23 protein-coding genes are annotated in these 26,335 nt (G+C 61.0%); 11 read left to right on the top strand and 12 right to left on the bottom strand.

Going from position 1 to position 26,335, the window contains the following annotated elements:
- Nucleotides 1–338 precede the first annotated feature (338 nt).
- Nucleotides 339–2,300, top strand: coding sequence for a choline transporter BetT (gene betT / locus ACIP8I_RS08090; protein ID WP_167734187.1), 1,962 nt, complete (start codon nucleotides 339–341; stop codon nucleotides 2,298–2,300).
- Nucleotides 2,301–2,324: 24 nt separating this feature from the next.
- Here the strand turns inward: betT and ACIP8I_RS08085 are convergent, their stop codons facing one another.
- On the bottom strand, nucleotides 2,325–2,585 hold the full coding sequence (locus tag ACIP8I_RS08085; RefSeq protein ID WP_400760077.1) for a hypothetical protein: 261 nt from the start codon (nucleotides 2,583–2,585) through the stop codon (nucleotides 2,325–2,327).
- A gap of 394 nt (nucleotides 2,586–2,979) precedes the next feature.
- Here ACIP8I_RS08085 and ACIP8I_RS08080 point away from each other — a divergent pair, with 394 nt between their 5' ends.
- Together ACIP8I_RS08080 and ACIP8I_RS08075 are read left to right on the top strand one after the other, a co-directional pair.
- Nucleotides 2,980–3,162, top strand: a complete 183-nt coding sequence (locus ACIP8I_RS08080) for a type II toxin-antitoxin system HicA family toxin (RefSeq protein ID WP_400760075.1) — start codon at nucleotides 2,980–2,982, stop codon at nucleotides 3,160–3,162.
- Nucleotides 3,163–3,221: 59 nt separating this feature from the next.
- Nucleotides 3,222–3,623, top strand: a complete 402-nt coding sequence (locus tag ACIP8I_RS08075; protein ID WP_367082484.1) for a type II toxin-antitoxin system HicB family antitoxin — start codon at nucleotides 3,222–3,224, stop codon at nucleotides 3,621–3,623.
- 93 nt (nucleotides 3,624–3,716) lie between these two features.
- Here the strand turns inward: ACIP8I_RS08075 and ACIP8I_RS08070 are convergent, their stop codons facing one another.
- Nucleotides 3,717–4,754, bottom strand: coding sequence for a LacI family DNA-binding transcriptional regulator (locus ACIP8I_RS08070; RefSeq protein ID WP_400760072.1), 1,038 nt, complete (start codon nucleotides 4,752–4,754; stop codon nucleotides 3,717–3,719).
- A gap of 205 nt (nucleotides 4,755–4,959) precedes the next feature.
- Between ACIP8I_RS08070 and ACIP8I_RS08065 the strand changes: the two genes are divergently transcribed.
- The 3 genes from ACIP8I_RS08065 to mgrA all read left to right on the top strand — a co-directional run bounded on the left by ACIP8I_RS08065 (nucleotide 4,960) and on the right by mgrA (nucleotide 9,734).
- Nucleotides 4,960–7,185, top strand: coding sequence for a TonB-dependent receptor (locus ACIP8I_RS08065; RefSeq protein WP_400760069.1), 2,226 nt, complete (start codon nucleotides 4,960–4,962; stop codon nucleotides 7,183–7,185).
- A 1-nt stretch (nucleotide 7,186) separates the two neighbouring features.
- Entirely contained in the window at nucleotides 7,187–8,506 is a 1,320-nt protein-coding gene (locus ACIP8I_RS08060; protein ID WP_400760067.1) for an LLM class flavin-dependent oxidoreductase, read from the top strand.
- A gap of 190 nt (nucleotides 8,507–8,696) precedes the next feature.
- Nucleotides 8,697–9,734, top strand: a complete 1,038-nt coding sequence (gene mgrA / locus ACIP8I_RS08055) for an L-glyceraldehyde 3-phosphate reductase (protein ID WP_400760065.1) — start codon at nucleotides 8,697–8,699, stop codon at nucleotides 9,732–9,734.
- A gap of 209 nt (nucleotides 9,735–9,943) precedes the next feature.
- On the opposite strand, the gene tauD is transcribed toward mgrA, so the two are convergent.
- From tauD to ACIP8I_RS08020, 7 genes are all read right to left on the bottom strand, one after another.
- Complete coding sequence (tauD, locus tag ACIP8I_RS08050; protein WP_135294742.1) at nucleotides 9,944–10,786, bottom strand: taurine dioxygenase; 843 nt, start codon at nucleotides 10,784–10,786, stop codon at nucleotides 9,944–9,946.
- 141 nt (nucleotides 10,787–10,927) lie between these two features.
- Nucleotides 10,928–11,761: a taurine ABC transporter permease TauC gene (gene tauC, locus ACIP8I_RS08045; protein WP_400760063.1), complete on the bottom strand. Its 834-nt coding sequence runs from the start codon at nucleotides 11,759–11,761 to the stop codon at nucleotides 10,928–10,930.
- Nucleotides 11,758–12,552, bottom strand: a complete 795-nt coding sequence (tauB, locus tag ACIP8I_RS08040; RefSeq protein ID WP_400760060.1) for a taurine ABC transporter ATP-binding subunit — start codon at nucleotides 12,550–12,552, stop codon at nucleotides 11,758–11,760. Before tauB ends, tauC begins: the two co-directional genes overlap by 4 nt.
- 16 nt (nucleotides 12,553–12,568) lie before the next feature.
- Nucleotides 12,569–13,546, bottom strand: a complete 978-nt coding sequence (gene tauA / locus ACIP8I_RS08035; RefSeq protein WP_007964707.1) for a taurine ABC transporter substrate-binding protein — start codon at nucleotides 13,544–13,546, stop codon at nucleotides 12,569–12,571.
- A gap of 283 nt (nucleotides 13,547–13,829) precedes the next feature.
- The gene (gshA, locus tag ACIP8I_RS08030; protein ID WP_400760058.1) at nucleotides 13,830–15,413 is read right to left on the bottom strand and encodes a glutamate--cysteine ligase; all 1,584 of its coding nucleotides are present in this window, start codon (nucleotides 15,411–15,413) and stop codon (nucleotides 13,830–13,832) included.
- 270 nt (nucleotides 15,414–15,683) lie between these two features.
- Complete coding sequence (locus tag ACIP8I_RS08025; protein WP_086793980.1) at nucleotides 15,684–16,067, bottom strand: PaaI family thioesterase; 384 nt, start codon at nucleotides 16,065–16,067, stop codon at nucleotides 15,684–15,686.
- Nucleotides 16,067–18,391 (bottom strand): Tex family protein, encoded by a 2,325-nt coding sequence (locus tag ACIP8I_RS08020; protein ID WP_007964702.1) that lies wholly within the window; start codon nucleotides 18,389–18,391, stop codon nucleotides 16,067–16,069. Before ACIP8I_RS08020 ends, ACIP8I_RS08025 begins: the two co-directional genes overlap by 1 nt.
- Nucleotides 18,392–18,749: 358 nt before the next feature.
- On the opposite strand from ACIP8I_RS08020, the gene ompR reads away from it, so the two are divergent.
- Together ompR and ACIP8I_RS08010 are read left to right on the top strand one after the other, a co-directional pair.
- Complete coding sequence (gene ompR / locus ACIP8I_RS08015) at nucleotides 18,750–19,490, top strand: two-component system response regulator OmpR (protein ID WP_007964700.1); 741 nt, start codon at nucleotides 18,750–18,752, stop codon at nucleotides 19,488–19,490.
- A 112-nt stretch (nucleotides 19,491–19,602) separates the two neighbouring features.
- Entirely contained in the window at nucleotides 19,603–20,916 is a 1,314-nt protein-coding gene (locus ACIP8I_RS08010) for an ATP-binding protein (RefSeq protein WP_003220639.1), read from the top strand.
- A 201-nt stretch (nucleotides 20,917–21,117) separates the two neighbouring features.
- On the opposite strand, the gene rimK is transcribed toward ACIP8I_RS08010, so the two are convergent.
- Together rimK and ACIP8I_RS08000 are read right to left on the bottom strand one after the other, a co-directional pair.
- Nucleotides 21,118–22,023, bottom strand: a complete 906-nt coding sequence (rimK, locus tag ACIP8I_RS08005) for a 30S ribosomal protein S6--L-glutamate ligase (protein WP_007949201.1) — start codon at nucleotides 22,021–22,023, stop codon at nucleotides 21,118–21,120.
- The gene (locus ACIP8I_RS08000) at nucleotides 22,020–22,481 is read right to left on the bottom strand and encodes an ATP-dependent zinc protease (RefSeq protein WP_007964698.1); all 462 of its coding nucleotides are present in this window, start codon (nucleotides 22,479–22,481) and stop codon (nucleotides 22,020–22,022) included. Before ACIP8I_RS08000 ends, rimK begins: the two co-directional genes overlap by 4 nt.
- Before the next feature lie 233 nt (nucleotides 22,482–22,714).
- On the opposite strand from ACIP8I_RS08000, the gene ACIP8I_RS07995 reads away from it, so the two are divergent.
- Complete coding sequence (locus ACIP8I_RS07995) at nucleotides 22,715–23,122, top strand: RNA-binding S4 domain-containing protein (RefSeq protein WP_007964694.1); 408 nt, start codon at nucleotides 22,715–22,717, stop codon at nucleotides 23,120–23,122.
- Between the two features lie 166 nt (nucleotides 23,123–23,288).
- Here ACIP8I_RS07995 and ACIP8I_RS07990 read toward each other — a convergent pair whose 3' ends face one another.
- A complete protein-coding gene (locus ACIP8I_RS07990; RefSeq protein ID WP_367082506.1) occupies nucleotides 23,289–24,092 on the bottom strand; it encodes a phosphatase PAP2 family protein in 804 nt (267 codons plus the stop codon).
- A gap of 104 nt (nucleotides 24,093–24,196) precedes the next feature.
- Here ACIP8I_RS07990 and hslO point away from each other — a divergent pair, with 104 nt between their 5' ends.
- Nucleotides 24,197–25,099, top strand: coding sequence for an Hsp33 family molecular chaperone HslO (gene hslO / locus ACIP8I_RS07985; protein ID WP_400760053.1), 903 nt, complete (start codon nucleotides 24,197–24,199; stop codon nucleotides 25,097–25,099).
- A gap of 181 nt (nucleotides 25,100–25,280) precedes the next feature.
- Nucleotides 25,281–26,335 (top strand): phosphoenolpyruvate carboxykinase (ATP) (locus ACIP8I_RS07980; protein ID WP_400760050.1); only part of this gene is annotated, 1,055 nt, incomplete at its 3' end.

Here is a 26,335-nt window from a genome sequence, read left to right as displayed (position 1 = left end):
CTGCGCAGTCCAGCGGGAGCAAGCGCCCTCGCCACAATTTTCGCATCGAATCAGGTTGATGGCATTCAGCCAATTCTCCATTGAACGAATCCCCTCAAACCCGCGTCATACCCCTCCTTGGGCTACTGTAGGAAAACTACCGCCTGGCCCTGCGATTAGTCCTTACCACCCTATCCATGTTTAACTTGAACGTTCATTCAAGTTAAACCGGTGGTTCGCTGCCCGCTCACAACAGGAGGCTTGCCTTTGCTGAGTCCGATCATTTCAGCCACGTTTCAACCCCTCGAGGTGCACGTTTCATGAGTGCATCGTCTACTCCCACCAGCGGCCTGGTGCGCATGAATCCGCCGGTGTTCTACTTCGCCGCGACGGTGATTCTGCTGTTTGGTCTGGTTGTTATCGCCATGCCGGAGCAGGCAGGAGCCTGGTTGCTGGCTGCGCAAAACTGGGCGGCCAACACGGTCGGCTGGTACTACATGCTCGCGATGACGCTGTATCTGGTCTTCGTGGTGGTCACCGCGTTATCGGGCTACGGCAAGATAAAACTCGGTGCCGACCACGACGAACCCGAGTTCAGTTACCTGTCCTGGGCCGGCATGCTGTTCGCCGCCGGGATCAGCATCACGCTGTTTTTCTTTTGCGTATCCGAGCCACTGACGCACCTGGCCCAACCGCCGCAAGGCGAGGCCGGCACCGCCGATGCGGCGCGGCAGGCGATGCAGATTCTGTTTCTGCACTGGGGCCTGCACGGCTGGGGCGTGTTCGCCTTCGTCGGCATGGCGCTAGCCTATTTCGCTTACCGGCATAACCTGCCGCTGGCCTTGCGTTCGGCGCTGTACCCGCTGATCGGCAAGCGCATCAACGGCCCTATCGGTTATGCGGTGGACGGCTTCGGTATTATCGCCACGGTGTTCGGTCTGGGCGCCGACATGGGCTTCGGCGTATTGCACCTCAACTCCGGTCTGGACTACCTGTTCGGCATCGCCCACACCCAATGGATTCAGGTCGGCCTGATCACGCTGATGATGGGTGCGGCGATCATCGTCGCCGTGTCGGGTGTGGACAAGGGCGTGCGGGTGATGTCCGACATCAACATGCTGCTGGCCTGTGCGCTGCTGCTGTTCGTGTTGTTCGCAGGTCCCACCCAGCACCTGCTCAACACCCTGATCCAGAACCTCGGCGATTACCTCGGCGCGTTGCCGATGAAGAGTTTCGACCTCTACGCCTACGACAAACCGAGCGACTGGCTCGGTGGCTGGACGGTGTTCTATTGGGCCTGGTGGATCGCATGGTCGCCGTTCGTGGGCCTGTTCATCGCGCGCATTTCCCGTGGTCGGACCATCCGTGAATTCGTCTTCGGCGTGCTGCTGATTCCACTCGGTTTCACCCTGGCGTGGATGTCGATCTTCGGCAACAGCGCCATCGATCAGGTGCTCAATCACGGCATGTCGGCGCTGGGCATGTCGGCCCTCGACAATCCGTCGATGAGCCTTTACCTGCTGCTGGAAACCTACCCGTGGAGCAAGACCGTCATCGCGGTGACGGTGTTCATCAGCTTCGTGTTCTTCGTCACTTCTGCCGACTCCGGCACCGTGGTGCTCTCGACGCTGTCGGCCAAGGGCGGCAACCCGGACGAAGACGGGCCGAAATGGCTGCGAGTGTTCTGGGGCGCGATGACCGCGCTGGTGACCAGTGCACTGCTGTTCTCCGGCAGCATCGATGCGCTGAAATCGGCGGTGGTGCTGACCTCGTTGCCGTTCTCGATGATTTTGCTGCTGATGATGTGGGGCCTGCACAAGGCGTTCTATCTGGAATCGCAGAAGCAGATCGCGCAGCTGCATTCGCTGGCCCCGGTCTCCGGTTCGCGGCGTGGCACCGGCGGCTGGCGCCAGCGCCTGAGTCAGGCGGTGCACTTCCCCTCACGCGACGAGGTGTACCGCTTCATGGACACCACGGTGCGCCCGGCGATTGAAGAAGTGACGGCGGTATTCGTCGAGAAGGGCCTGAACGTGGTCACGCAGCCGGATCCGGCGCACGACAACATCAGCCTGGAAATCGGCCACGGTGAGCAGCATCCGTTCATCTATCAGGTGCAGATGCGCGGCTACTTCACGCCGTCGTTCGCCCGCGGCGGCATGGGTTCCAAGCAACTCAACAACCGCCGCTACTACCGCGCTGAAGTGCACTTGAGCGAGGGCAGTCAGGACTACGATCTGGTCGGCTATACCAAAGAGCAGATCATCAACGACATCCTCGACCAGTACGAACGTCACATGCAGTTCCTGCATCTGGTGCGTTGATCGGCAACTGAGCGCCGGGACGTCTCACGACTCGGCGCTCAGCACCATGAACAACACCATCGCCGCCATCGGCACCCCGAACACCGCACTGCCCACCGCGATCTCCGACCCCAGCGGCTGCCCGGCATGCACCACCCCCACCGCACCATTGATCACCGTCAACGCCAGCCACAGCGCGGCGAAACTGTAGGCCAGCGTTTGTCGGCTGAAGCCAACGCGCTCGCCGATGTAGAGCATCAGGGCGAGCAGGACCAGGCCTAAGAAGATGATGATGGCGGTGTGCATGGATGTGCCTTTGGGTTATGCGGTGCCTGATCGGACGCCTTCGCGGGCAAGCCCGCTCCCACAGTGATCTCGGTCATTCACAGATTCTGCGTACAACCAAAATCCTGTGAGAGCGGGCTTGCCCGCGAAAGGGCCACCTCGGTGTCATTTAGAGCATAGACAAGTCAGCCCACAACCATACGAGCCAACCCTTCTCGATCGACACATTTCGTGACGCATTCAAATGTATCTGGACGACAAGGCCCTTTCTCGCTGGCCCGCGTCTGCCGTTGGTCGAACCAATAACCGGTGATTGTTCACTCAGGTAATATTTATCCGAGTGTGTATTGTGTGTATAAATCGGTTGTCCACGTCCTAGAGTGACCCGCTCTTGCTGTCGAACAGGGCGAAGGAAATGCGTAGTCGGGAAATGATCAGGATGATCGAGGAGGATGGCTGGTATCTGGTTGCAGTGAAGGGCAGTCACCATCAGTACAAGCATCCACGCAAGCCGGGGCGGGTGACGATCAAGCATCCGGATACAGATCTTCCCAAAGGGACGATCAACAGCATTTTGAAACAGGCGGGGTTGAAATGAAGCCCGTTATTGGAAGTGAAAGTCTCTTTTTGGACACGTCAGAGGAAGGATTCACGTTTATGAAATTCCCGGTCGTTCTGCACAAGGATGCCGACTCGGACTACGGAGTGATTGTCCCGGATGTACCGGGGTGCTTCTCCGCAGGTACCACGGTAGCCGAAGCCTTCGAAAACACTCAGGAGGCTCTGGCCCTGCACTATGAGGGGCTGGTGGCTGATGGCGCGCCATTGCCTCGTGTTCAGGATATTGATGCGCATATCGAAAACCCGGATTACGCGGGTGGAATCTGGGGTGTTGTCGACTTTGATATCACACCCTATTTCGGCAAGTCGGTACGCTTCAATGCCACGCTGCCCGAGCAACTGCTGGAGCGTATTGATCAAACAGTCCGGCGTGATCAGCGCTACAGTTCTCGCTCCGGGTTTCTGGCCGCCGCTGCGTTACGCGAATTGTCGACATAACCTGTAGGAGCTGCCGCAGGCTGCGATCTTTCGCTTTTAAAAGCCAGAATCAAAAGATCGCAGCCTGCGGCAGCTCTTGCAGAAGCATGTGCGTCAGGTGCTCTCGCGCTCGATCATTTGGCACTGCAGCAGGTTCAACCGCTGCACCTCATCGCTCGGCAACACCCCGAGACTTTCCAATACCCGTGTCGCCGCCAGCACGCCAATCTCCAGCGCCGGCGGTTCGATCGTGCTCAGGCTCGGCAACAGCATCTCGGCGAACGGGTAATCGCCGAAGCCGAGCACGGCGCAGTCTTCGGGGATTTTGATGCCTGCGCGTTGCCCGGCGAGCAGGCCGCCGGCGGCGAGGTTGTCGTTGGCGAAGATGATCGCGTCGGGGCGGGGCGCGGCGTTCATCAGCGCCTCCATTGCCTGCTTGCCGGCCTCGAATGGCGCGCGCTCGGCGTCGGGGGCGAACACCCACGGCTCCAGCCCAAAGTCGCGCACGGTGGTGGCGTAACCGTCGCGACGTTCGAGGGCACTGAGGTCGCCGGGAGCGCTGTTCTGTACGAAGGCGATGCGGCGATAGCCTTTGTCATGCAGATAACGGGCAGCGGTCACGCCGACTTCATAGTGCGAAAAGCCGATCTGCATCGGCTCGCGATCCGGCTGGTAATCCCAGGTCTCGATCACCGGAATGTCTGCCTCGGCGATCATTTTTTCCGTGCCCGAACTGTGGAAGTGGCTGGTCAGCACCAACGCTGCCGGCGACCAGCCGAGAAATGCGCGCACGGCGTTTTCTTCCTGCTCGGTACTGAAGTAACTCGACGCCAGCAGCAATTGATAACCGTGGCGGCTGAGGGTGTCGCTGAAGCCCTGAATGGTGTTGGCGAAGATCGGCCCGGAGATGTTCGGAATCACCATGCCGACGATTTTGCCCCGCGCCGACGCCAGTCCGCCGGCCACCAGATTCGGCACGTAACCCAACTCGGCCACCACCGCCGCGATCCGCTCGCGGCGCTCCGGCGAGACGGTTTCCGGCTGATTGAAATAGCGCGACACGGTGATTGCCGACACACCCGCCTCGCGCGCCACCGCATTGAGGGTTACGCGTCCGGCACCACGGCGTTTGCGGGGCTTTTCCTGGTTCAAGGCTCGATCCTTCTTAAAAACCAAAACGCATATAAAAGTAATTTTTCAGTATTGGACGCTCTATGACGAGCTTGCCGATACTGGCGATGTTAGCGCTAACAACGCGCATTGTCTGCTACTCGCTCGAGCGAATGCCCAAGACACCGATTCAGGCGCTGTCGTCGCAGAGCGGCAGCGGTTCAGGGCCAATTTCGAGCGGGCAACCATGCACAACATTCCTGGGGCGACACACAAACTGGCGCAGTCGATTCGCGCCGCTGGCTGGATTTTTACCGGGCTGGCTGCGTTACCGCTGGCCGATGCGCTGGCGGCTGACAGCAGCGATCAGGAGCCAACCCTCAAGTCCGTCACGGTCACTGCCACCCGCCGTGAAGAGTCACTGCAAAAGGTGCCGGTGGCGGTCTCGGTGATCGACGGCGAACAACTGGAGCGCGACAACCGCAACGGTGTGGCGAGCATCGTCCAGCAAGTGCCGTCGCTGAATTTCCGTACCGGTGCGTCGAACAAGGACACCTCGTTGTTTGTGCGTGGCGTCGGCACGATTTCCACCTCGCCCGGCGTCGAGCCAACGGTGGCCACGGTGATCGATGGCGTGGTCTATGCGCGTCCCGGTCAATCGACCCTTGATCTGCTGGATCTGGAACGCGTCGAAGTGCTGCGTGGCCCGCAAGGCACGCTGTTCGGCAAGAATGCCTCGGCCGGTGTGCTCAACATCACCAGCAAGGCGCCGACCAACGAGACCCACGGTTACATCGACCAGTCGTACTACAGCGGTAACGAAAGCCGCACCCGCTTCGGCATTGGCGGCAGCCTGATTCCGGACACGCTCAAGGGCTCGATCAGCACCCTGTTCGGCACATACGACGGCAATGTCGACAACAAGCACAACGGCCAGGAGGTCAACGGCTACAACCATCGCGGCGTGCGCGGCAAACTCGAATTCACCCCGAATGACGACGTCACCTTCACCCTGATCGCCGACTACATGCAGTCCCACGACGACGGTCCCAACGGCGTCGTCAGCAAGTCGTTGACCCCGGCCTTCGCCAACGCGCTGAGCCCGGTCTATGCGAGCAACCACAACCGCGACATCAACACCGATACCCGCAGCCATGTCGAGGACACCAACAAAGGCCTGTCCGGCCAGCTCGACTGGCAACTGGGCGATTACACCCTGACCTCGATCACCGCATGGCGCGGCTGGGACAACACTCAGTATCAGGATGGTGATCGGCTGAGCACGATCACCCCGGCGTTCCCCGGCACCGCCGACAAGGGCGATCTGGCCTTCGATCAGTACTCGCAGGAGCTGCGTCTGGCCTCGCCGAAAGGTGAGTTCCTCGAATACGTTGGCGGCCTGTTCTACATGCACGGCAAGGATGACGAGACCTATCAGCGCACCCTGACCACTACCACGCGCACCGACCGTGGCGTCGCCGATTACAGCACCACCAGCGACAGCTACGCCGCATTTGGCGAAGCCACGCTGAACTTCACTTCGGACTTCCGTGGCATCGCCGGCCTGCGCTATACCCACGATGAGCTGGAATACGATCACCGTCGCGTCTCGACCTCGGCGACCACGGTCAGCGGCATTCAACCGGCCACCAGCAGTTCCGGCTCGGTGGACGAAGACGGCTGGTCCGGTCGGCTCGGCGTGCAGTACGACCTCAGTGATGCAGTCACCACGTACCTGACCTATTCGCGCGGCTACAAAGGCCCGGCGTACAACGTGTTCTTCAACATGCAGCCGCGCGACACCGAGGCGCTGAAACCAGAGACCTCGAACACCTGGGAAGCGGGGATCAAGGCCACGAGCTGGAACAACCGGCTGACCACCAACCTCGCGGTGTTCCACAGCGATTACGACAACTACCAGGCGAACTTTTTCGACACGGTCGCCGGGCAAGTGGTGACGCGCCTGATCAACGCCGGCAGCGTCAGCACTGAAGGCGTCGAACTCGATTACGCCTTGCAGGCGACCCAGCAACTCAAGTTCTCCGGGGCGCTGGCTTACACCCGCGCGCGTATCGATCAATTCAGCTGCCCGGCAGGTGCGGCGGCGTCGTGCAACGTCAACGGCAAGCCATTGCCGTTCAGCCCCGACTGGAAAAGCTACGTGCGCGCCGACTACAGCATCCCGCTGGACAACGGCCTCGATATCGAACTCGGCACCGACTACAGCTGGCAGAGCGAGGTGCAGTACGACATCAGCCAGAACGCTGATACCAAGCAGGGCGCCTACGGCATCTGGAACGCCAGCGTCGCTCTCGCCGATTACAGCAACGGCTGGCGCGTGGCGCTGCTGGGCAAGAACCTCGCCGACAAGTCCTACTCGCCGTTGCTGGCCAGCGGCGGCAGCTACATCTACCGCGCTGTGCCACGGGATGACGAGCGCTACTTCGGCGTGCAACTGCGCAAGGATTTCTGAGATGAGCAGACAACTGAAACTCGGCGCGTTTCTCATGGCCACCGGGCACCACATCGCCGCGTGGCGTCACCCGCAGGTGCCGGCCAATGCCGGTCTGGATTTCGCCCACTACAAGCGTCTGGCGCAGATCGCCGAGGCGGCGAAATTCGATGCGCTGTTCGTCGCCGACAGCGTCGCCGCGCCGACCCAGACCATCGCCAGCCGCATGGCACGCTCCGATCACTTCGAGCCACTGACTGTGCTCTCGGCGCTGAGCGCCGTCACCGAACACATCGGCCTGATCGCCACGGCGACCACCAGCTACAACGAGCCGTACCACGTGGCGCGCAAATTCGCCTCGCTCGATCATTTGTCCGGCGGGCGTGCGGGGTGGAATCTGGTGACCTCGGACAACGCCGCCGAGGCGCTGAATTTCGGTCGCGACGAGCACATCGGTCACGCCGAACGCTACAGCCGCGCTCGCGAGTTTCATCGAGTGGTCACCGGGCTGTGGGACAGTTGGGAGGACGATGCCTTTGTCCGCGACAAGGCCAGCGGCGCCTATTACGACCCGGCGAAGTTGCACGTGCTGGATCATGTCGGCGAACACTTTCGGGTAAAAGGCCCGCTGAACGTGGCGCGCTCGCCACAGGGACAACCGGTGATCGTGCAGGCCGGTTCATCCGACACCGGGCGTGAACTGGCGGCACAAACCGCTGAGGTGGTGTTCACCGCGCAGACTTCGCTGGCCGGCGCACAGGCGTTCTACGCCGACCTCAAGGGGCGTCTGGCCAAGTACGGGCGCAGTGCCGATTCGCTGAAAATCATGCCGGGGGTGTTTGTCGTCGTCGGGCAGACAGAAGCCGAAGCACAGGAAAAATGTGAAACGTTTCAGCAATTGGTCGAACCGGAGGTTGGCGTGGCATTGCTTGGGCGTATGCTGGGCAACTTCGACTTGTCGAAGTACCCGCTGGACGGCCCGCTACCGGATTTGCCGCTGACCGACAGCGGCCAGCAGAGCCGGCAGAAATTGCTGACTGAACTGGCAGGGCGGGAGAATCTGACCCTCGCCGAATTGGGCCGCAGGATTGCCGGTGGGCGCGGGCATTACAGCCTGGTCGGCACGCCGGCGCAGATCGCCGACCGCTTGCAGGAGTGGTTCGAACAGGGCGCGGCGGACGGCTTCAATGTGCTGGTGCCGCACCTGCCGGGCGGGCTGGAAGATTTCGCCCAGGGCGTGGTGCCGGAACTGCAACGGCGTGGGTTGTTCAGAACCGAGTATGAGGGCCGGACCTTGCGCGAGAACCTGGGCCTTGCCCGACCCATAAACAAATTTGTGTAAAGATTTTTGTGGCGAGGGAGCTTGCTCCCGCTGGTCTGCGAAGCAGACCCAAAACCTGCAATCGCATTCAGCCAGGCATACCGCGCTGGATGGGTTTGCGGTTGCTGCGCAACCGAGCGGGAGCAAGCTCCCTCGCCACAGGTTTGGGATTCACCCTCAATTTGCTGTCAATCAAACAAGAGAGGATTCGATGACTTACACCGCTGCCGAAAACCGCTACGACTCCATCCCTTACCGCCGCGTCGGCCGCAGCGGTCTGGTGCTGCCGGCGCTGTCGCTGGGCCTGTGGCACAACTTCGGCGACAGCACGCCGATCGACACCCAGCGTGCCCTGCTGCGCACCGCGTTCGACCTGGGCATCAACCACTTTGACCTCGCCAACAACTACGGCCCGCCGTACGGCAGCGCCGAGATCAATTTCGGTCGCCTGCTGCGCGAAGACTTCAAGCAGTACCGCGATGAGCTGATCATCTCCAGCAAGGCCGGTTGGGACATGTGGCCTGGCCCGTACGGCCAAGGCGGCGGTTCGCGCAAATACGTGCTGGTCAGTCTCGACCAGAGCCTGCAGCGCCTCGGTCTCGACTACGTGGATATCTTCTATTCGCACCGCTTCGACCCGGACACCCCGCTGGAAGAAACCGCCAGCGCCCTCGCCACCGCCGTGCAGCAGGGCAAGGCGTTGTACATCGGTATCTCGTCGTACTCCGGGGTGAAAACCCGCGAGATGGCAGCGCTGCTCAAAGAGTGGAAAGTGCCGCTGCTGATTCATCAGCCGGCGTACAACCTGCTCAATCGCTGGGTGGAAAAAGACCTGCTCGACACCACAGACGAACTCGGCACTGGCGTCATTGCGTTCACGCCGCTGGCGCAAGGTCTGCTGACCGACAAGTACCTCAACGGCGTGCCGGCGGATGCGCGGGTCAATCGTCCGGGCGGTGGTTCGCTGCAGGCTTCGCACTTGTCCGATGCCAACATTGCCCACGTGCGTGCGTTGAACGAGATCGCCAAACGTCGCGGCCAGAGTCTGGCGCAACTGGCGCTGGCCTGGACCCTGCGCGATCCACGCGTGACCTCGGCGCTGATCGGCGCGAGCCGGCCGGAGCAGATCATCGAGAACGTCGGGGCGTTGAAGAACCTGAGTTTCAGTGCTGAGGAACTGGCGGAGATCGACCGGTTTGCCCAGGAGGGCGGGATCAATCTGTGGGAGAAGCCTTCGACGGCGGAGTGAGTCACCCTCACCCCAGCCCTCTCCCGGAGGGAGAGGGAGCCGACCGAGGTGTCTTGCGTCGTAAATCGACCTGAGAAACCGGGTCGATTATGGATTCAGCACAGATTGATCAGGTTGGCGTACTTCTGATGCATCCCCCAATCAGTCCCCTCTCCCTCCGGGAGAGGGTTAGGGTGAGGGGCTTTTGATTCTGCTCTGGGCTTCAACGCTCAGCGAAAAAACGGCACATCCCCCAACACCGTAGCCCGCTGCATCACCCGCCGCGCCGGGCGGTAATCATCCACCGCGTAATGTTGCGTCACGCGGTTGTCCCAGAAGGCAATATCGTCCTGCTGCCAGCGCCAGCGAATGGTGAACTCCGGCCGGGTTGCGTGGGCGAACAGGAATTTCAGAATCGCCTCGCTCTCGGTGTCCGACAGCTCGTTGATCTTCGAGGTGAAGCCTTCGTTGACGAACAACGAACGGCGTCCGCTCACCGGGTGAGTGCGGATCACCGGGTGTGACAACGGTGGGTTCTTGCGTCGTGCCTCTTCCCACTGTGCCAGCGCTTCCGGCGTGTTGCCGTAGCGCTCCAGCGGAAACGAGCGAGTGAAATCGTGAGTTGCAGTCAACCCTTCGAGCAAGGTTTTCATCGGCGCCGACAGTGCTTCGTAAGCGGCAATCCCGCTGGCCCACAACGTATCGCCGCCGAACTCTGGCAGCAGTTTGGCGCTGAGCACCGCCCCCATCGCCGGGGTCGGCAGGAAGGTCACGTCGGTGTGCCAGATCGCGTTGTCGCGCACGTCGGTGACGGCGGTGTCGAGGATCAGCACTTCGGGCTGCTCCGGCACGTTCGGGTAGATCGGGTGAATGTGCAGGTCGCCGAAGTACGCGGCGAAACGTGCCTGTTGCGAAGGCTCGATCGGCTGGTTGCGGAAGAACAGCACCTGGTACTTGAGCAGCGCCTGCTCGATGGCGTCGCGCTGTTCCAGGTTCAACGGCTGGCTGACGTCGACGCCGCTGATCTGCGCGCCGAGGGCCGAGCTTAATGGGGTGATGGTCAGGCTGCTCATGGTGGTTCTCTTCAATTCCGGGTAACCGCGCCCGTGTAGGAGCTGCCGCAGGCTGCGATCTTTTGATTTTGTTTTTAAAAGATCAAGATCAAAAGATCGCAGCCTGCGGCAGCTCCTACAGGGGGCGAATTTTCAAATGACTCAGTGCGCCTGGCCGTGCCACGGCACCAGTTTGCGCTGCAGGGCACGCAGGCCCATTTCCATGGCGAAGGCGATCAGGGCGATCACCAGAATCCCCAGCACCACCACATCGGTGACCAGGAACTGCGCAGCCGACTGCACCATGAAGCCCAAACCGCTGGTGGCGGCGATCAGTTCGGCGGCGACCAGGGTCGACCAGCCAACACCCAGACCAATGCGCACACCTGTGAGAATGTCCGGCAGGGCGCTGGGCAAAATCACATGGCGGATCAGTTGTGCGCGAGTGGCACCGAGCGACTGCGCAGCGCGCAATTTCGCCGGGTCTACAGTGCGCACACCGGTCGAGGTAGCGATGGCGATCGGTGCAAAAATCGCCAGGTAGATCAGCAGCACCTTCGACAACTCGCCGATGCCACACCAGATCACGATCAGCGGCAGATACGCCAATGGCGGAATCGGCCGGTAGAACTCGATCAGCGGATCAAGCACGCCACGGGCAATGCGGTTGGCGCCGATGGCGATGCCCACCGGCACTGCGGTCAAAATCGCGAAGCCTAGGCCCAGACCAATGCGGCTCAGGCTCGCGCCCAGGTGCTGCCACAGGGTCGAATCCATGTAACCGCTGGTCGCCAGCAACCAGCCTTTTTGCAGCACGGCGGACGGTGGCGGCAGGAACAGCGGTTCGATCAAACCAGTGGCGGTCACGGCCCACCAGATCACCAGCAAGGCGAACAGGGTCAACAGACTGATCCAGCGGGTGCTGAGGCTGCGCCGTACCGGAATCGCCACCGATGGGCTTTTCACGGCGGGGGCGGAAACGTCGTAACTGCTCATGCGCGCTCCTGCCGTTGTACGGCGCTGCGTTGCGAGAACACTTTGCTCAGCACGTGCTCGCGGGTTTCGATAAAACGCGGATCGGATTTGATCGCCCGCGCCGATTCACCAGCAGCGTAGCGCTGACCGAAATCCAGATGCAGACGCTCGACGATCTGCCCCGGATTCGGCGCCAGCAGAATCAGGTCAGTGGCGAGGAATACCGCTTCTTCGATGTCGTGAGTAATCAGGAACACCGGTTTGGCAGTGCGCTGCCAGACTTGCAGCAATAGCTCCTGCATCTGCTCGCGGGTGAAGGCGTCGAGGGCGCCGAAAGGTTCGTCCATCAGCAGCACGCGCGGGTCGGCGGCGAGTGCGCGGGCCAGGCCGACGCGCTGTTTCTGGCCACCGGAGAGTTGCCAGATGCGGCGGTGTTCAAAACCTGAGAGATCAACCAGTGCGAGCATTTCCCGGGCGATTTCTTCGCGTTTGTCCTTGGCGACACCCGCCAGTTCCAGGCCGAAAGCCACGTTAGCCAGCACATCCTGCCAGGGCAGCAACGCGTCGTCCTGGAACACCACGCCACGCTCGGCACTCGGGCCTTTGACCGGCACGCCGTCGAGGGTGATGCGCCCGGCGCTGGGTTCGACGAAGCCGGCAATCAGGTTCAACAGCGAAGTCTTGCCACTGCCGGACGGGCCGAGGGCGACCAGCAATTGCTGAGGCCCGAGGGTCAGGGAAATGTCCGCCAGCACCGGTTCCGGGCTGCCGGGATACTGTGCGCTGATGCGCTCCAGCTGTAGCAAGGCCATCGCAGTGAACTCCCGATCAGTTGGTGATGTATTTGGCACTGACGTACGGCGCGTAGTCCGGCAGTACGGCTTCGACCTTGCCTTGCTCCTTGAGGAACGCGGCGGTGTCGGTAATGGCTTTGGTGGTCGGCGCGCCGAGGGTGATCACCTGATCAGCCGCCAGCGGGTAGACGTTGCCTTGCAGCAGCAGCGGAATGTCGCTGGCCTTGGCGCCGGAGAGCTTCACCAGTTTGTCGACGTGGGACTGATCGGCGAGCCAGGCTTTGGGATCCTTTCGGTAGTCGGCGTAAGCGTCGAGGGTGACCTTGGCGAACGCGGTGACGATTTCCGGGTGCTTCTCGGCAAAATCCTTGCGCACGATCCAGGCATCGAAGGTCGGCGCGCCGAACTTGGCCAGTTCGCCGGAGGTGATCAGCACTTTGCCGTTTTCCTTGGCGACACCGAGGGCCGGATCCCACACGTAAGTGGCGTCGATGTCACCGCGTTTCCACGCGGCGATGATCGCTGGCGGGGCAAGGTTGAGCACGGTGACTTTCGACGGATCGATGTTCCAGTGCTTCAACGCCGCGAGCAGGCTGTAGTGTCCGGTGGACACGAACGGCACGGCGATTTTCTTGCCGACCAGATCCTGCGGGGTCTTGATCCCGGAACCGTCGCGGGCGACCAGTGCTTCGGCGGCGCCGATCTGGGTGGCGATGAGGAAAGTCTCCACCGGCACCTTGCGAGTGATCGCAGCGGTCAGCGGGCTGGAACCGAGATAACCGATCTGCACGTCACCGGAGGCAATGGCGGCGATGATGTCGGCGCCGTTATCGAACTTGCGCCAGCTGATGTCGGCCTTGGTGGCTTTCTCGTAAGCGCCATCGGCCTGGGCGACTTTCGCCGGGTCGACGGTGGTCTGGTAGGCGACGGTGAGGTCGGCGGCCTGCGCCAGAAAGCTCGCAGCAGCCAACGAGGCCACGGCCAGCAGGCGAAGCGGGAAATTCAGTTTCATGGGGGAGTGCTCCAAGTCAGGCGACCGACGATCGGCGTGAAAGGAGACTAAATGATCTAAGAATCTAAAAATAAATAACTTTTTAGACTTAGCTTATGAGCGGAAAAATCTAAGGCGTGAGGGATTGTGGGTGAGGTCATTGTGGCGAGGGAGCTTGCTCCCGCTGGAGGCTGGAGGACTCCCATATCAATTCATCACGGTGCTGCTGATGCACCGGGGGACTGAGATTGCGACTGCTGCGCAGCCGAGCGGGAGCAAGCTCCCTCGCCACAGGGAATAGTGGTTAGTTACTGATCGCCAGAATGCTCGCCTGATACGACCCGACAAACACGTCGAAATCGCCCACCTCGTTCTGCTCAAGCTCCGCCTGTTGCGCCAGCGACGAACGCGCCAGCTCCTCGAACTTCGCCTGTTCATCAGCAGCCAACGGCTCGCTGCGGAAGAACTCGGCATGCGCCTGGCTTTGGCGCAGGGAGAATTGCGCGAAGCTTTCCTTGTGCTCAGCCATTGCCGCCAGTACCTGGGCCGACGGGGTCAGGGACGAATCCTTGACCTTGGCCAGTTGCGCGTCCAGCGCCTTGCTGTGTGCGTCGCCGCCATGGCTCTGATCGAGCAATGCCGCCAGCGGTGCGATTTTTTCCAGCAGATCGGCTGCCCAAACCTTCAATTCGACCGCTTCACCGTCGCGCTGCAATTGCAGGCCCGGACGCCGACCTTCCTTGACCACGCTGAGGAAGTTCGAAGTGGCATTGCCGCACGAAGTGTTGGTCAGCAGCGGACTGTCGTTCAGCGCGCAATACAGCAGGAACGCGTCGAGGAAGCGCGATTCGGTGACGTCGATGCCCATCGGCAGGAACGGGTTGATATCCAGGCAACGCACTTCGACGTACTGAATGCCACGGGCCATCAGGGCCTGGATCGGTCGCTCGCCGGTGTAGGTCACGCGTTTTGGGCGGATGTTGGAGTAGTACTCGTTTTCGATCTGCAGGATGTTGGTGTTCAACTGCACCCACTCGCCATCCTGGTGCGTGCCGACTTCCACGTACGGCGGGTATGGCGTGGCCACGGCTTTGCGCAGGCTGTCGGTGTAGCTCGCCAGATCGTTGTAGCACGGCGTCAGGCCGGCCTGGGCGTTGCTCTGGTAACCGAGGTCGCTCATGCGCAGGCTGGTGGCATACGGCAGGTACAGGGTGTCCGGGTCCAGTTGTTCCAGCTGATGCGAACGGCCGCGCAGGAAGCCCGCGTCCAGCGCTGGCGAAGCACCGAACAGGTACATCAGCAGCCAGCTGTAGCGGCGGAAGTTACGGATCAGCGCGATGTACGACGACGACTGGAAATCGCGGTCGGTGCCGACGTAACCCTCGGCTTCGCGCAGCAGCGGCCAGAGCTTTTCCGGCAGGGAAAAGTTGTAGTGAATCCCGGCGATGCACTGCATGGTCTTGCCGTACCGCAGGGCCAGGCCCTTGCGGTAGACGTACTTGAGCTGACCGATGTTGGAGGTGCCGTAATAGGCGATCGGGATGTCTTCCTCGGCCGGCAACGGGCACGGCATCGATGGACTCCACAGGTACTCGTTGCCGAGCTTGCTGTAGGCAAAGCGATGAATCTTGTCCAGGCTCGCCAGCGTATCGGCCGGATCGGGCAGGGCGGGGGTGATGAATTCCAGCAGCGACTCGGAGTAGTCGGTGGTGATCTGTTCATTGGTCAGCGCGGAACCCAAGGCTTCCGGGTGCGGCGTTTGCGCCAGACGACCTTCACTGGTCACGCGCAGGCATTCACGTTCGATACCGTGGAGGCACTGTTCGAGCAGAGAGAGGTTGGCGCGCTCGCCGAGCAGAGCCAGGCGGCGGTTGAGAAGTTCGCTCAATTTGGATTCCTTCACGCGTCAGTCGCCCCAATATGGGGGTGGGCAGGACGGTCTACAAGGGTGAAGTTGAAACTGGCGTTATCGCCTGGTTTTGTAGCGGCAGGCCATTTGCCGGTCAGTCAGGAACTGCACAATCCCTGTGGGAGCGAGCTTGCTCGCGAAGAGGGTTTATCAGTCAACATTTCGGTTGCCTGACACACCGCCTTCGCGAGCAAGCTCGCTCCCACAAGGTTCGTTGCGCCGAAATTAACTCAAAATGATGAACAACATCTACAGGACAGCGAACGTGCCTTGCGCTTTTGCGACCAGTTTGTCGCCCTGCATCACGTCGGCCTCGACCACCAGCGTGCGACGGCCCGGGTGGATGACCCGCGCCGTGCACAGCACCTCGCCGTCGGATACGGCGCGGATGTAGTTGATCTTGCACTCGATGGTCGCGCTCTGCTGGTCGAAGCCGTGGGTGCTGGAACAGGCCAGCCCCATGGCGATATCGACCAGACTGAACAGCGCGCCACCGTGCAATTTGCCGCCGCGATTGCGCAGTTGCGGTTCCAGCACCAGGGCGACTTGCGCCACCCCGGTTTCCAGGCTGTGCAGGCGGCAGCCCAACAGCTTGAAAAACGCACTCTCGACGAGCCCGGCCGGAATTTCCATCAGCGTTTCTTCAGCTGCTTGGCGTTAGCGAACAGCGAAGCCATGGCGTTGTTCACCGGAGCGGCTGTGGCTGTTTCCTTGCGTGGCGCGTTGTTCGACGACTGCCGCGGTGCCGAGCCCGGACGCGAACCACGGGCACCGTCGATTTTCTCGCCCGGAGTATCGCTCATGCGCATCGACAGGCCGACGCGTTTGCGCGGGATATCGACTTCCATGACCTTCACTTTCACCACGTCACCGGCCTTCACCGCTTCGCGTGGGTCCTTGATGAACTTCTCCGACAGCGCCGAGATGTGCACCAGACCGTCCTGATGCACGCCGATGTCGACGAACGCGCCGAACGCGGTCACGTTGGTCACGACGCCTTCGAGGATCATCCCCAGTTGCAGGTCTTTCAAATCTTCGACGCCTTCCTGGAACTCGGCAGTCTTGAACTCCGGACGCGGGTCGCGACCGGGTTTTTCCAGTTCTTGCAGGATGTCGGTGACGGTGGGCAGACCGAAGGTTTCGTCGGTGAATTTCTTCGGATCCAGACGCTTGAGGAACGCGGCGTCGCCGATCAGCGAGCGAATGTCGCGGTCGGTTTCAGCGGCAATGCGCTGCACCAGCGGATAGGCTTCCGGGTGAACAGCGGAAGAATCCAGCGGGTTGTCGCCATTCATCACGCGCAAGAAGCCTGCGGCCTGTTCGAAGGTTTTTTCGCCCAGACGCGCGACTTTCTTCAGCGCCGCACGGGTCTTGAACGCACCGTGTTCGTCACGGTGGGCGACGATGTTCTGCGCCAGAGTCGCGTTGAGGCCGGAGATCCGCGCCAGCAAGGCCACCGAAGCGGTGTTCACATCGACGCCGACGGCGTTCACACAGTCCTCGACCACCGCATCCAGACCACGCGCCAGTTTCAGCTGCGACACGTCGTGCTGGTACTGGCCGACACCGATGGATTTCGGATCGATCTTCACCAACTCGGCCAGTGGATCCTGCAGACGACGGGCGATGGAAACGGCGCCACGGATCGACACGTCCAGATCCGGGAATTCCTTGGCCGCCAGTTCCGATGCCGAGTACACCGAGGCGCCGGCCTCGGACACCATGACCTTGGTCATCTTCATCGCTGGGTATTTTTTGATCAGCTCGATGGCCAGCTTGTCGGTTTCACGGCTGGCGGTGCCGTTGCCGATGGCGATCAGGTCAACCGAGTGCTTGGCGCACAGGGCGGCCAGAATCGCGATGGTCTGATCCCACTTGTTGTGCGGCACGTGCGGGTAAACCGTGGCGTGATCGAGCAGTTTGCCGGTGGAGTCGACCACCGCGACTTTGCAGCCGGTACGCAGGCCCGGGTCGAGGCCCAGGGTGGCACGCGGGCCGGCCGGCGCGGCCAGCAGCAGGTCGTGCAGGTTGTGGGCGAAGACGTTGATCGCCTCGGTTTCGGCGCCGTCGCGCAGCTCGCCGAGCAGGTCGGTTTCCAGGTGGGTGTAGAGCTTGACCTTCCAGGTCCAGCGCACCACTTCACCGAGCCATTTGTCGGCCGGGCGGTTCTGGTTCTGGATGCCGAATTGCTGGCCGATCATGCCTTCGCACGGGTGCATGGTGCCCGGCAGCTCGTCGCCGACTTTCAGCGCGGAGCTGAGGATGCCTTCGTTGCGGCCACGGAAAATCGCGAGTGCGCGGTGCGACGGCATGCTTTTCAGCGGCTCGTCGTGTTCGAAGTAGTCGCGGAACTTGGCGCCTTCTTCTTCCTTGCCGGCGATCACGCGGGCGCTGATGGTCGCTTCCTGCTTGAGGAAATTACGCAGCTTTTCCAGCAGGCTGGCGTCTTCGGCGAAGCGCTCCATCAGGATGTACTTGGCGCCTTCCAGCGCAGCTTTCACGTCGGCCACGCCTTTCTCGGCGTCGACGAAACGTGCGGCTTCGGTTTCCGGCGTCAGATTCGGATCGTTGAACAGGCCGTCGGCCAACTCGCCGAGGCCGGCTTCCAGGGCAATCTGGCCCTTGGTGCGGCGCTTCTGCTTGTACGGCAGGTACAAGTCTTCGAGGCGGGTCTTGGTGTCGGCGAGCTTGATGTCGCGCTCAAGGGCGGGGGTGAGTTTGCCCTGCTCCTGGATGCTGGCGAGGATGCTGATGCGCCGTTCGTCGAGTTCTCGCAGGTAGCGCAGACGCTCTTCCAGATGACGCAGCTGGGTGTCATCGAGGCTGCCGGTGACTTCTTTCCGGTAACGGGCGATGAAGGGAACGGTAGAGCCTTCATCGAGTAGCGCGACGGCCGCTTCGACCTGTTGCGGGCGTACGCCGAGTTCCTCGGCGATGCGGCTGTTGATGCTGTCCATAAAACCACCTGACATATTGTGAAAGCAGGCTCGCAGGCACGGAAATAAAGGCCCGGAGTCTGGTTGAGCGGCTAGAAAATTGCCGCTGCCTGGGTCAAAAGGCACCCCATTGACCCGTGAAATCGAACAATTACTGCGGCCACCGGGAAAAAAGCCCGGCCACCTGCGGTAACGATTCAGACGTTGCCTGGCACAAAACGCCGCGCATTATAACCAGCGTTCTGTCATTCGGGGGTGTAGCAGTCTGTAGGTAGAAACCCCGGTTTTCTGGCAGTGAAGGAAAAATCTGCTAACAATGCACACGGTGCGTATAACGGCAGCTACGCCATAATGCGCGCCGAGCTAAAAGGAGCATCCAATGAGCAGCACTGCAAACAATGCTGAAGGCGAAAAAATTCTTATTGTTGACGACGATCCGGGGCTGAGCAGCCTGCTGGAACGTTTCTTCGTCAGCAAGGGCTACCGTGCCCGTGCCGTACCGAACACCGAGCAAATGGATCGTCTGCTGTCGCGTGAAGTGTTCAATCTGGTCGTCCTCGACCTGATGCTGCCGGGCGAAGACGGCCTCACCGCATGCCGTCGCCTGCGGGCGGCGAACAATCAGATTCCGATCATCATGCTCACCGCCAAGGGCGATGAGATGAGCCGCATCAAGGGCCTGGAACTGGGCGCCGATGACTACCTGGCCAAGCCGTTCAACCCGGATGAGCTGATGGCTCGCGTCAAAGCGGTTCTGCGGCGTCAGGCCGCACCGGTGCCGGGCGCGCCGGGCAGCGAAGACGAAAACGTCACGTTCGGTGATTACGTGTTGTCGCTGGCAACCCGCGAACTGAAGCGTGGCGACGAAGTGCACATGCTCACCACCGGTGAGTTCGCGGTACTCAAGGCGCTGGTGATGAACGCGCGGCAGCCGCTGACCCGCGACAAACTGATGAACCTGGCCCGTGGCCGCGAGTGGGATGCCCTCGAGCGTTCCATCGATGTGCAGATTTCCCGTCTGCGCCGGATGATCGAACCCGATCCGTCGAAACCGCGCTACATCCAGACTGTCTGGGGCGTGGGCTACGTGTTCGTACCGGATGGCGCCGCCACCAAGTGATCGGCGATTTGTAGGAGCGGGTCTGCGCATCGGGTTGATCGACCCTCTACGCAGACTCGCAATCCGCAATATGCGAGCATGGCTCGCTCCTGCAAGTGTGTAACGGTTATCGATGAAAACCCCCGTCTGGTTCCCCCAAAGTTTTTTCTCCCGCACCCTGTGGCTGGTGCTCATCGTCGTGCTGTTTTCCAAGGCGCTGACCCTGGTTTATCTGTTGATGAACGAGGACGTCCTGGTGGATCGCCAATACAGCCACGGCGTCGCCCTGACGTTGCGCGCCTATTGGGCGGCCGATGAAGAAAATCGCGCAAAGATTGCCGATGCCGCAACCCTGATCCGGGTAGTCGGCGCCGGTGTACCGGAGGGCGAACAACACTGGCCTTACAGTGAAATCTATCAGCGGCAGATGCAGGCGGAGCTGGGCGCCGATACCGAAGTGCGCTTGCGCATGCACTCGCCGCCGGCGCTGTGGGTGCGTGCGCCAAGCCTCGGTGACGGCTGGCTGAAAGTGCCGTTGTACCCGCATCCATTGCGCGGCCAGAAAATCTGGAACGTGCTCGGCTGGTTCCTCGCCATCGGCTTGCTGTCCACCGCCTCGGCGTGGATTTTCGTCAGCCAGCTCAACCAGCCATTGAAGCGCCTGGTGTACGCCGCCCGACAACTCGGTCAGGGCCGCAGCGTCCGTCTGCCGATCAGCGACACACCGAGCGAGATGACCGAGGTGTATCGCGCCTTCAACCAGATGGCCGAAGACGTCGAACAGGCCGGTCGCGAGCGTGAGTTGATGCTGGCGGGGGTCTCCCATGATTTGCGTACACCGCTGACGCGCCTGCGTCTGTCGCTGGAGCTGATGGGCGATCGCAACGATTTGACCGACGACATGGTGCGCGACATCGAAGACATGGACGCGATTCTCGACCAGTTCCTCGCGTTCATTCGCGATGGTCGCGACGAGTCGGTGGAGGAGGTCGACCTGAGCGATCTGGTGCGTGAAGTGGCCGCGCCGTACAACCAGAACGAAGAGAAAGTGCGCTTGCGTCTGGAGCCGATCCAGCCGTTTCCACTGCGCCGGGTGTCAATGAAGCGCCTGCTGAACAACCTGATCGGCAACGCCCTGAACCATGCCGGCAGTGGCGTCGAAGTCGCGGCTTATGTGTCCGGTGACACCAGCGCGCCGTACGTGGTGTTGAGCGTGATGGACCGGGGGGCGGGGATCGATCCGTCGGAGCTTGAGGCGATCTTCAACCCGTTCACCCGTGGCGACCGTGCCCGGGGTGGTAAAGGTACGGGGTTGGGACTGGCGATCGTGAAGCGCATTGCTTCGATGCATGGCGGCAATGTTGAATTACGTAACCGGTCCGGGGGTGGATTGGAGGCGCGAGTCAGGTTGCCGCTGGGGTTGATGTTGCCTCGGGATGCCGTTTAAACCATTAAACCCTCACCCCAGCCCTCTCCCAGAGGGAGAGGGAGCTGACCGAGGTGTCTGGCATCATACATCGACCTGAAAGACTGGGGGCGATTGTGGATTCGGCACAGCAGGATCAGGTCGGCGTATCTTTTAAGCATCCCCCAATCAGTCCCCTCTCCCTTTGGGAGAGGGTTAGGGTGAGGGCTCTTGCTCCTCGCTTTAGCCTTTGCCTTTGGTGCGGGTCATGTTCGGCCCGCCATTCTTCTCAAGATGCTCAATGATAATTCCCGCCACGTTCTTGCCGGTGGTGGTCTCGATCCCTTCCAGGCCCGGCGAAGAGTTCACCTCCATCACCAGCGGCCCGTGGTTCGAGCGCAAAATATCCACACCCGCCACCGCCAGCCCCATGACCTTGGCCGCACGCAACGCGGTCATGCGTTCTTCCGGGGTGATCTTGATCAGGCTGGCGCTGCCGCCACGGTGCAGGTTGGAGCGGAACTCGCCCGGCTTGGCCTGACGCTTCATGGCGGCGATCACCTTGTCGCCGACCACGAAGCAGCGGATGTCCGCACCGCCTGCTTCCTTGATGTATTCCTGAACCATGATGTTCTGCTTCAGGCCCATGAACGCCTCGATCACCGATTCGGCTGCGGTCGCGGTTTCGCACAGCACCACGCCGATACCCTGAGTGCCTTCCAATACCTTGATCACCAGCGGCGCGCCGTTGACCATGTCGATCAGGTCGGGAATGTCATCCGGCGAGTGAGCGAAGCCGGTGACCGGCAGGCCGATGCCACGCCGCGACAGCAGTTGCAGCGAACGCAGTTTGTCCCGCGAGCGGGCGATGGCCACCGATTCGTTGAGCGGAAACACCCCCATCATTTCGAACTGGCGCAACACCGCGCAGCCATAGAACGTCACCGACGCACCGATCCGCGGGATCACCGCGTCGAAGCCTTCCAGCGGCTTGCCGCGGTAGTGGATCTGCGGCTTGTGACTGGCGATGTTCATGTAGGCGCGCAAGGTGTCGATCACCACCATTTCATGCCCGCGCTCGGTGCCGGCCTCGACCAGACGACGGGTGGAATACAGACGCGGATTCCGCGACAGCACAGCGATCTTCATGCAACACCTGTGGAGGAGGTAGATACCGGGAACACCGGCTTGTCTTGTACATATTTGATACCCGGATTGACCACCAGTTGGCCATCGATCAGGGCTTTGGAACCGAGCAACAGGCGATAGCGCATGGACTTGCGGCAGGCGAGGGTGAACTCGACTGCCCAGACCCGATCACCGAGGGCCAGGGTGGTGCTGATCACGTAGCGCACCTGCGCCTGGCCGTTGGAGCTTTTAATGGTCTTGCGCGTGACCAGCGGTGCTTCGCAGCGGCGGTGACGCAACTGCACCACGGTGCCAAGGTGCGCGGTAAAGCGCACCCACTTCTCGCCGTCGCGTTCGAACGGCTCGATGTCGGTGGCATGCAGGCTGGAGGTGCTGGCGCCGGTGTCGATTTTCGCCCGCAGGCCGGCGACTCCCAGATCGGGGAGCGCCACCCACTCGCGCAGACCGACAACGGTCAAATGGTCAAATGTCTTCAAAGGTAATCAACCGGCAGAAACCGCTCGGGCCGCGTACGGCCGAATCGCGGTATTCACGCAGAATAAGGGTTAAAAGGCGACAGATTTCTACGGCCCGGATCGCCGACGCTTCAAGCAGGTATCGGCTGGTGCGCATTGTAATCCGGGACCGGGTAATTCATGGCACGACAGAAACGGTAGTACAGTTCATCAATATTTCAGAATGAGGAAATTCCATGGCACAAAAAAGCGAAGAGGACGACAAGGTCCGTCTCGATAAATGGTTGTGGGCGGCGCGTTTTTACAAGACCCGGGCTCTGGCCAAAGCGGCCATCGAGAGTGGCAAGGTGCATTGCCGGGGAGAGCGCTGCAAGCCTGGCAAAGAGCCACGCATTGGCGATGAGTTCGAAATCCGGACCGGTTTCGAAGAACGCACGGTGAGGGTTGAAGCCTTGTCGATCGTGCGTCGCGGCGCACCCGAAGCGCAGACGCTGTATACCGAGACCGAGGCGAGTATTGCCAAACGTGAAGCGGCTGCGGCGATGCGCAAGGCCGGGGCGTTGGGCGTGAGTACCGACGGCAAGCCGAGCAAGAAGCAGCGGCGGGATCTGTTCAAGTTTCGTGGCAACAGCAATAGCGATTGACCGGCACGGCACACCATTGTGGCGAGGGAGCTTGCTCCCGCTGGAGGCCGAAGGACTCCCAATCCAGTCGATCATGTATTTCAAAATACAACCGAGTCGACTGGTCCAGTGACTGCTGCGCAGTCAAGCGGGAGCAAGCTCCCTCGCCACAGGTGTGTGCAAACTGTCAGTGCGCGGCAGACACCACACTCATCCGCGAGATCAGCGGCAGCTTGCCCAGCAGATTGAAAACCGGCGCAGTCACCTTCAGCCAGAAGTTGGCAGCGTGATAGGCAAACGGCGTGTAGTAACCCCAACCCAACGCCCACACTGCCAGCAGCATGCCGCCGATGTAATCGTCCTGACCCCAATGCGCGCCGGCCACCAGACGTGGCAGCATGAACAGCAATGCCAGACCCCAGATCGTCAGGAACTGGCCGACCGAGCGACTGAACACCCCCATGAACAGCGCCCAGATCAACAACACCGAAGCGTGGTCACCGGGGAAGCTCTGGCTCGAGCGATCCTTCAGCTCCCAGGCTTTTTCCAGATGCGGGAAGTAGTCACTCAGGTGCACCGCGCCTTCCAGCACCATCGATGGGCTGCTGTGCTGCCAGTCCATGTAGTCGGCGAATTTGGAAAACAGCGCGCGAATCACCACCATCAACAGCAGAATCGAGAAAAAACCGAAAAAGGCGCGACGTACATCAATCGCCTTGAACACCCAGTCACCCTTGATCAGCAGCGTCAGCAGGATCAGACCGACGACGATGTCGAACGGACGCAGACTTGCAATTGCCCAGATGTGGAGCCATATGGGGTTGCTGGCCAGTGGTGCATTGAGTGAGCGGAACAGCCACTCGTCGAAAATCACACACAGCATCTGGCCTGTAGGCCATAACCAGAAAGCCAGTAGCGCCAATGGCACTACGTTACACAGAACCAGCCGGCCGAGGTTCCACCTTGATTGGAACAAACCCGGATTGTTCATAAAATGCCTCCCGTGGCTGAACATTTCGCACCAAATGGGTGCGGATAAGTGCGGGATTTTCAACTTTTGTAACCATTTTGTCATCAATTCAGATACCCAGACCTATGACCGACCTACCGGATACCGACTACACCCAACGCTTCATCTTCGATGACAGCGACACTCGCGGCGAACTGGTGGCGCTGGAACGCAGCTACGCCGAAGTCCTCGCCAAGCACCCGTACCCGGAGCCGGTCGCGCAGTTGCTGGGCGAACTGATGGCGGCCGCTTCGTTGCTGGTGGGCACCCTGAAGTTCGACGGCTTGCTGATTTTGCAGGCACGCTCCGAAGGGCCGATTCCGCTGTTGATGATCGAATGCTCCAGCGAGCGCGAGATCCGTGGTCTGGCGCGATACAACGCCGAGCAGATCGCTGCGGATGCCACGCTTGCCGACCTGATGCCGGGCGGTGACCTGACCCTGACTGTCGACCCGACGATTGGCCAGCGTTATCAAGGCATCGTCGATCTCGACGGCGAAACCCTGTCCGAGTGCTTCACCAACTATTTCGTCATGTCGCAACAGGTCGGCACCCGCTTCAAGCTGTTCGCCGACGGCCGCCGTGCTCGCGGAATGCTACTGCAGCAACTGCCTGCCGACCGACTGAAAGACGAAGAAGAGCGCGCCGCCAGCTGGCAGCACGTCACCGCACTGGCCAGCACCCTGACTGCCGACGAATTGCTCAGCCTGGACAACGAAACCGTCCTGCACCGTCTCTACCACGAGGAGCAGGTGCGCCTGTTCGATGTGCAGACCTTGCGCTTCCGTTGCAGCTGCTCGCGGGAACGCTCGGGCAATGCGCTGGTCAGTCTGGGTCTGGAAGATGCGCAGGCACTGGTGGCCGAAAGGGGTGGCGAAGTCGAGATCGATTGCCAGTTCTGCAACCAGCGTTACCTGTTCGACGCGTCCGATATTGCTCAATTGTTTGCTGGCGCAGGCGTCGACACGCCGTCAGATACCCGGCACTAAAACGGTTCAGCGCAGGTAAATTCACTGCGTAACGACGGAATTTCGCCGTTACGACGGGAGGACCCTACTCTTTTTGGGCTTTTCTGGCATAATCCGGCCCACTTTTTTCGCGGTAGTAGTGCACGACTTTCTACTACAAAACGTTTGGAGCACACTCGGCCACTGGCCGACGGGGAACCTCATGACGCAAGCCAATAACGCCGTGTACACCGATCTGAGTGTTGATGATCTGGTAAAAGAAGCCCTGCAACGCGGTGAGGGCGAGCTTGCCGATACCGGCGCTCTGGTCGTTCGCACCGGTCACCGTACCGGTCGTTCGCCAGTCGATCGTTTCATCGTTGAAGAGCCTTCCACCCAGGCCGCTATCGCCTGGGGCCCGATCAACCGCAAGTTCCCGGCCGACAAGTTCGACGCGCTGTGGGCTCGTGTCGAGGCGTTCAACAACGCGCAAGAGCACTTTGTTTCCCACGTGCATGTAGGTGCGGCTGAAGATCACTACCTGGCCGTGAAAATGACCACTCAGACTGCCTGGCAGAACCTGTTCGGTCGTTGCCTGTTCATCAATCCGGCCCAATACAACCCGGCCGGTCGTGAAGAGTGGCAAGTGCTCAACGTGGCCAACTTCGAGTGCGTGCCTGAGCGTGACGGCACCAACTCCGACGGTTGCGTGATCATCAACTTCGCGCAGAAGAAAGTGCTGATCGCCGGCATGCGTTACTCCGGTGAAATGAAGAAAGCCATGTTCTCCGTGCAGAACTTCCTGCTGCCGGCCGCTGACGTGCTGCCAATGCACTGCGCTGCCAACATCGGCGAAGAAGGCGACGTGACCCTGTTCTTCGGTCTGTCGGGCACCGGTAAAACCACCCTGTCCGCCGACGAAAGCCGTTACCTGATCGGTGACGACGAACACGGCTGGGGCGAAGGCGTGGTGTTCAACATCGAAGGCGGTTGCTATGCCAAGTGCATCGACCTGTCCGAGAAGAACGAGCCGGTCATCTGGAAAGCCATCAAGCACGGCGCAGTCCTGGAAAACGTGGTCATCGACGACGCCAAGCATGCTGACTACGCCGATGTCAGCCTGACCCAGAACAGCCGCGCGGCCTACCCGCTGGAGCACGTTGCCAAGCGTTCCGAGAAGAACCTGGGCGGCGAGCCAAACGCGGTGATCTTCCTGACCTGCGACCTGACCGGCGTGCTGCCGCCAGTGTCGATCCTCAACGAAGAACAAGCGGCCTA

The sequence above is a fragment of the Pseudomonas sp. NPDC088414 genome (genome assembly GCF_044753325.1).
Lineage (GTDB): Bacteria > Pseudomonadota > Gammaproteobacteria > Pseudomonadales > Pseudomonadaceae > Aquipseudomonas.
Note: the sequence above shows the minus strand (reverse complement) of the source record. Positions and strands in the feature narration are given on the sequence as shown.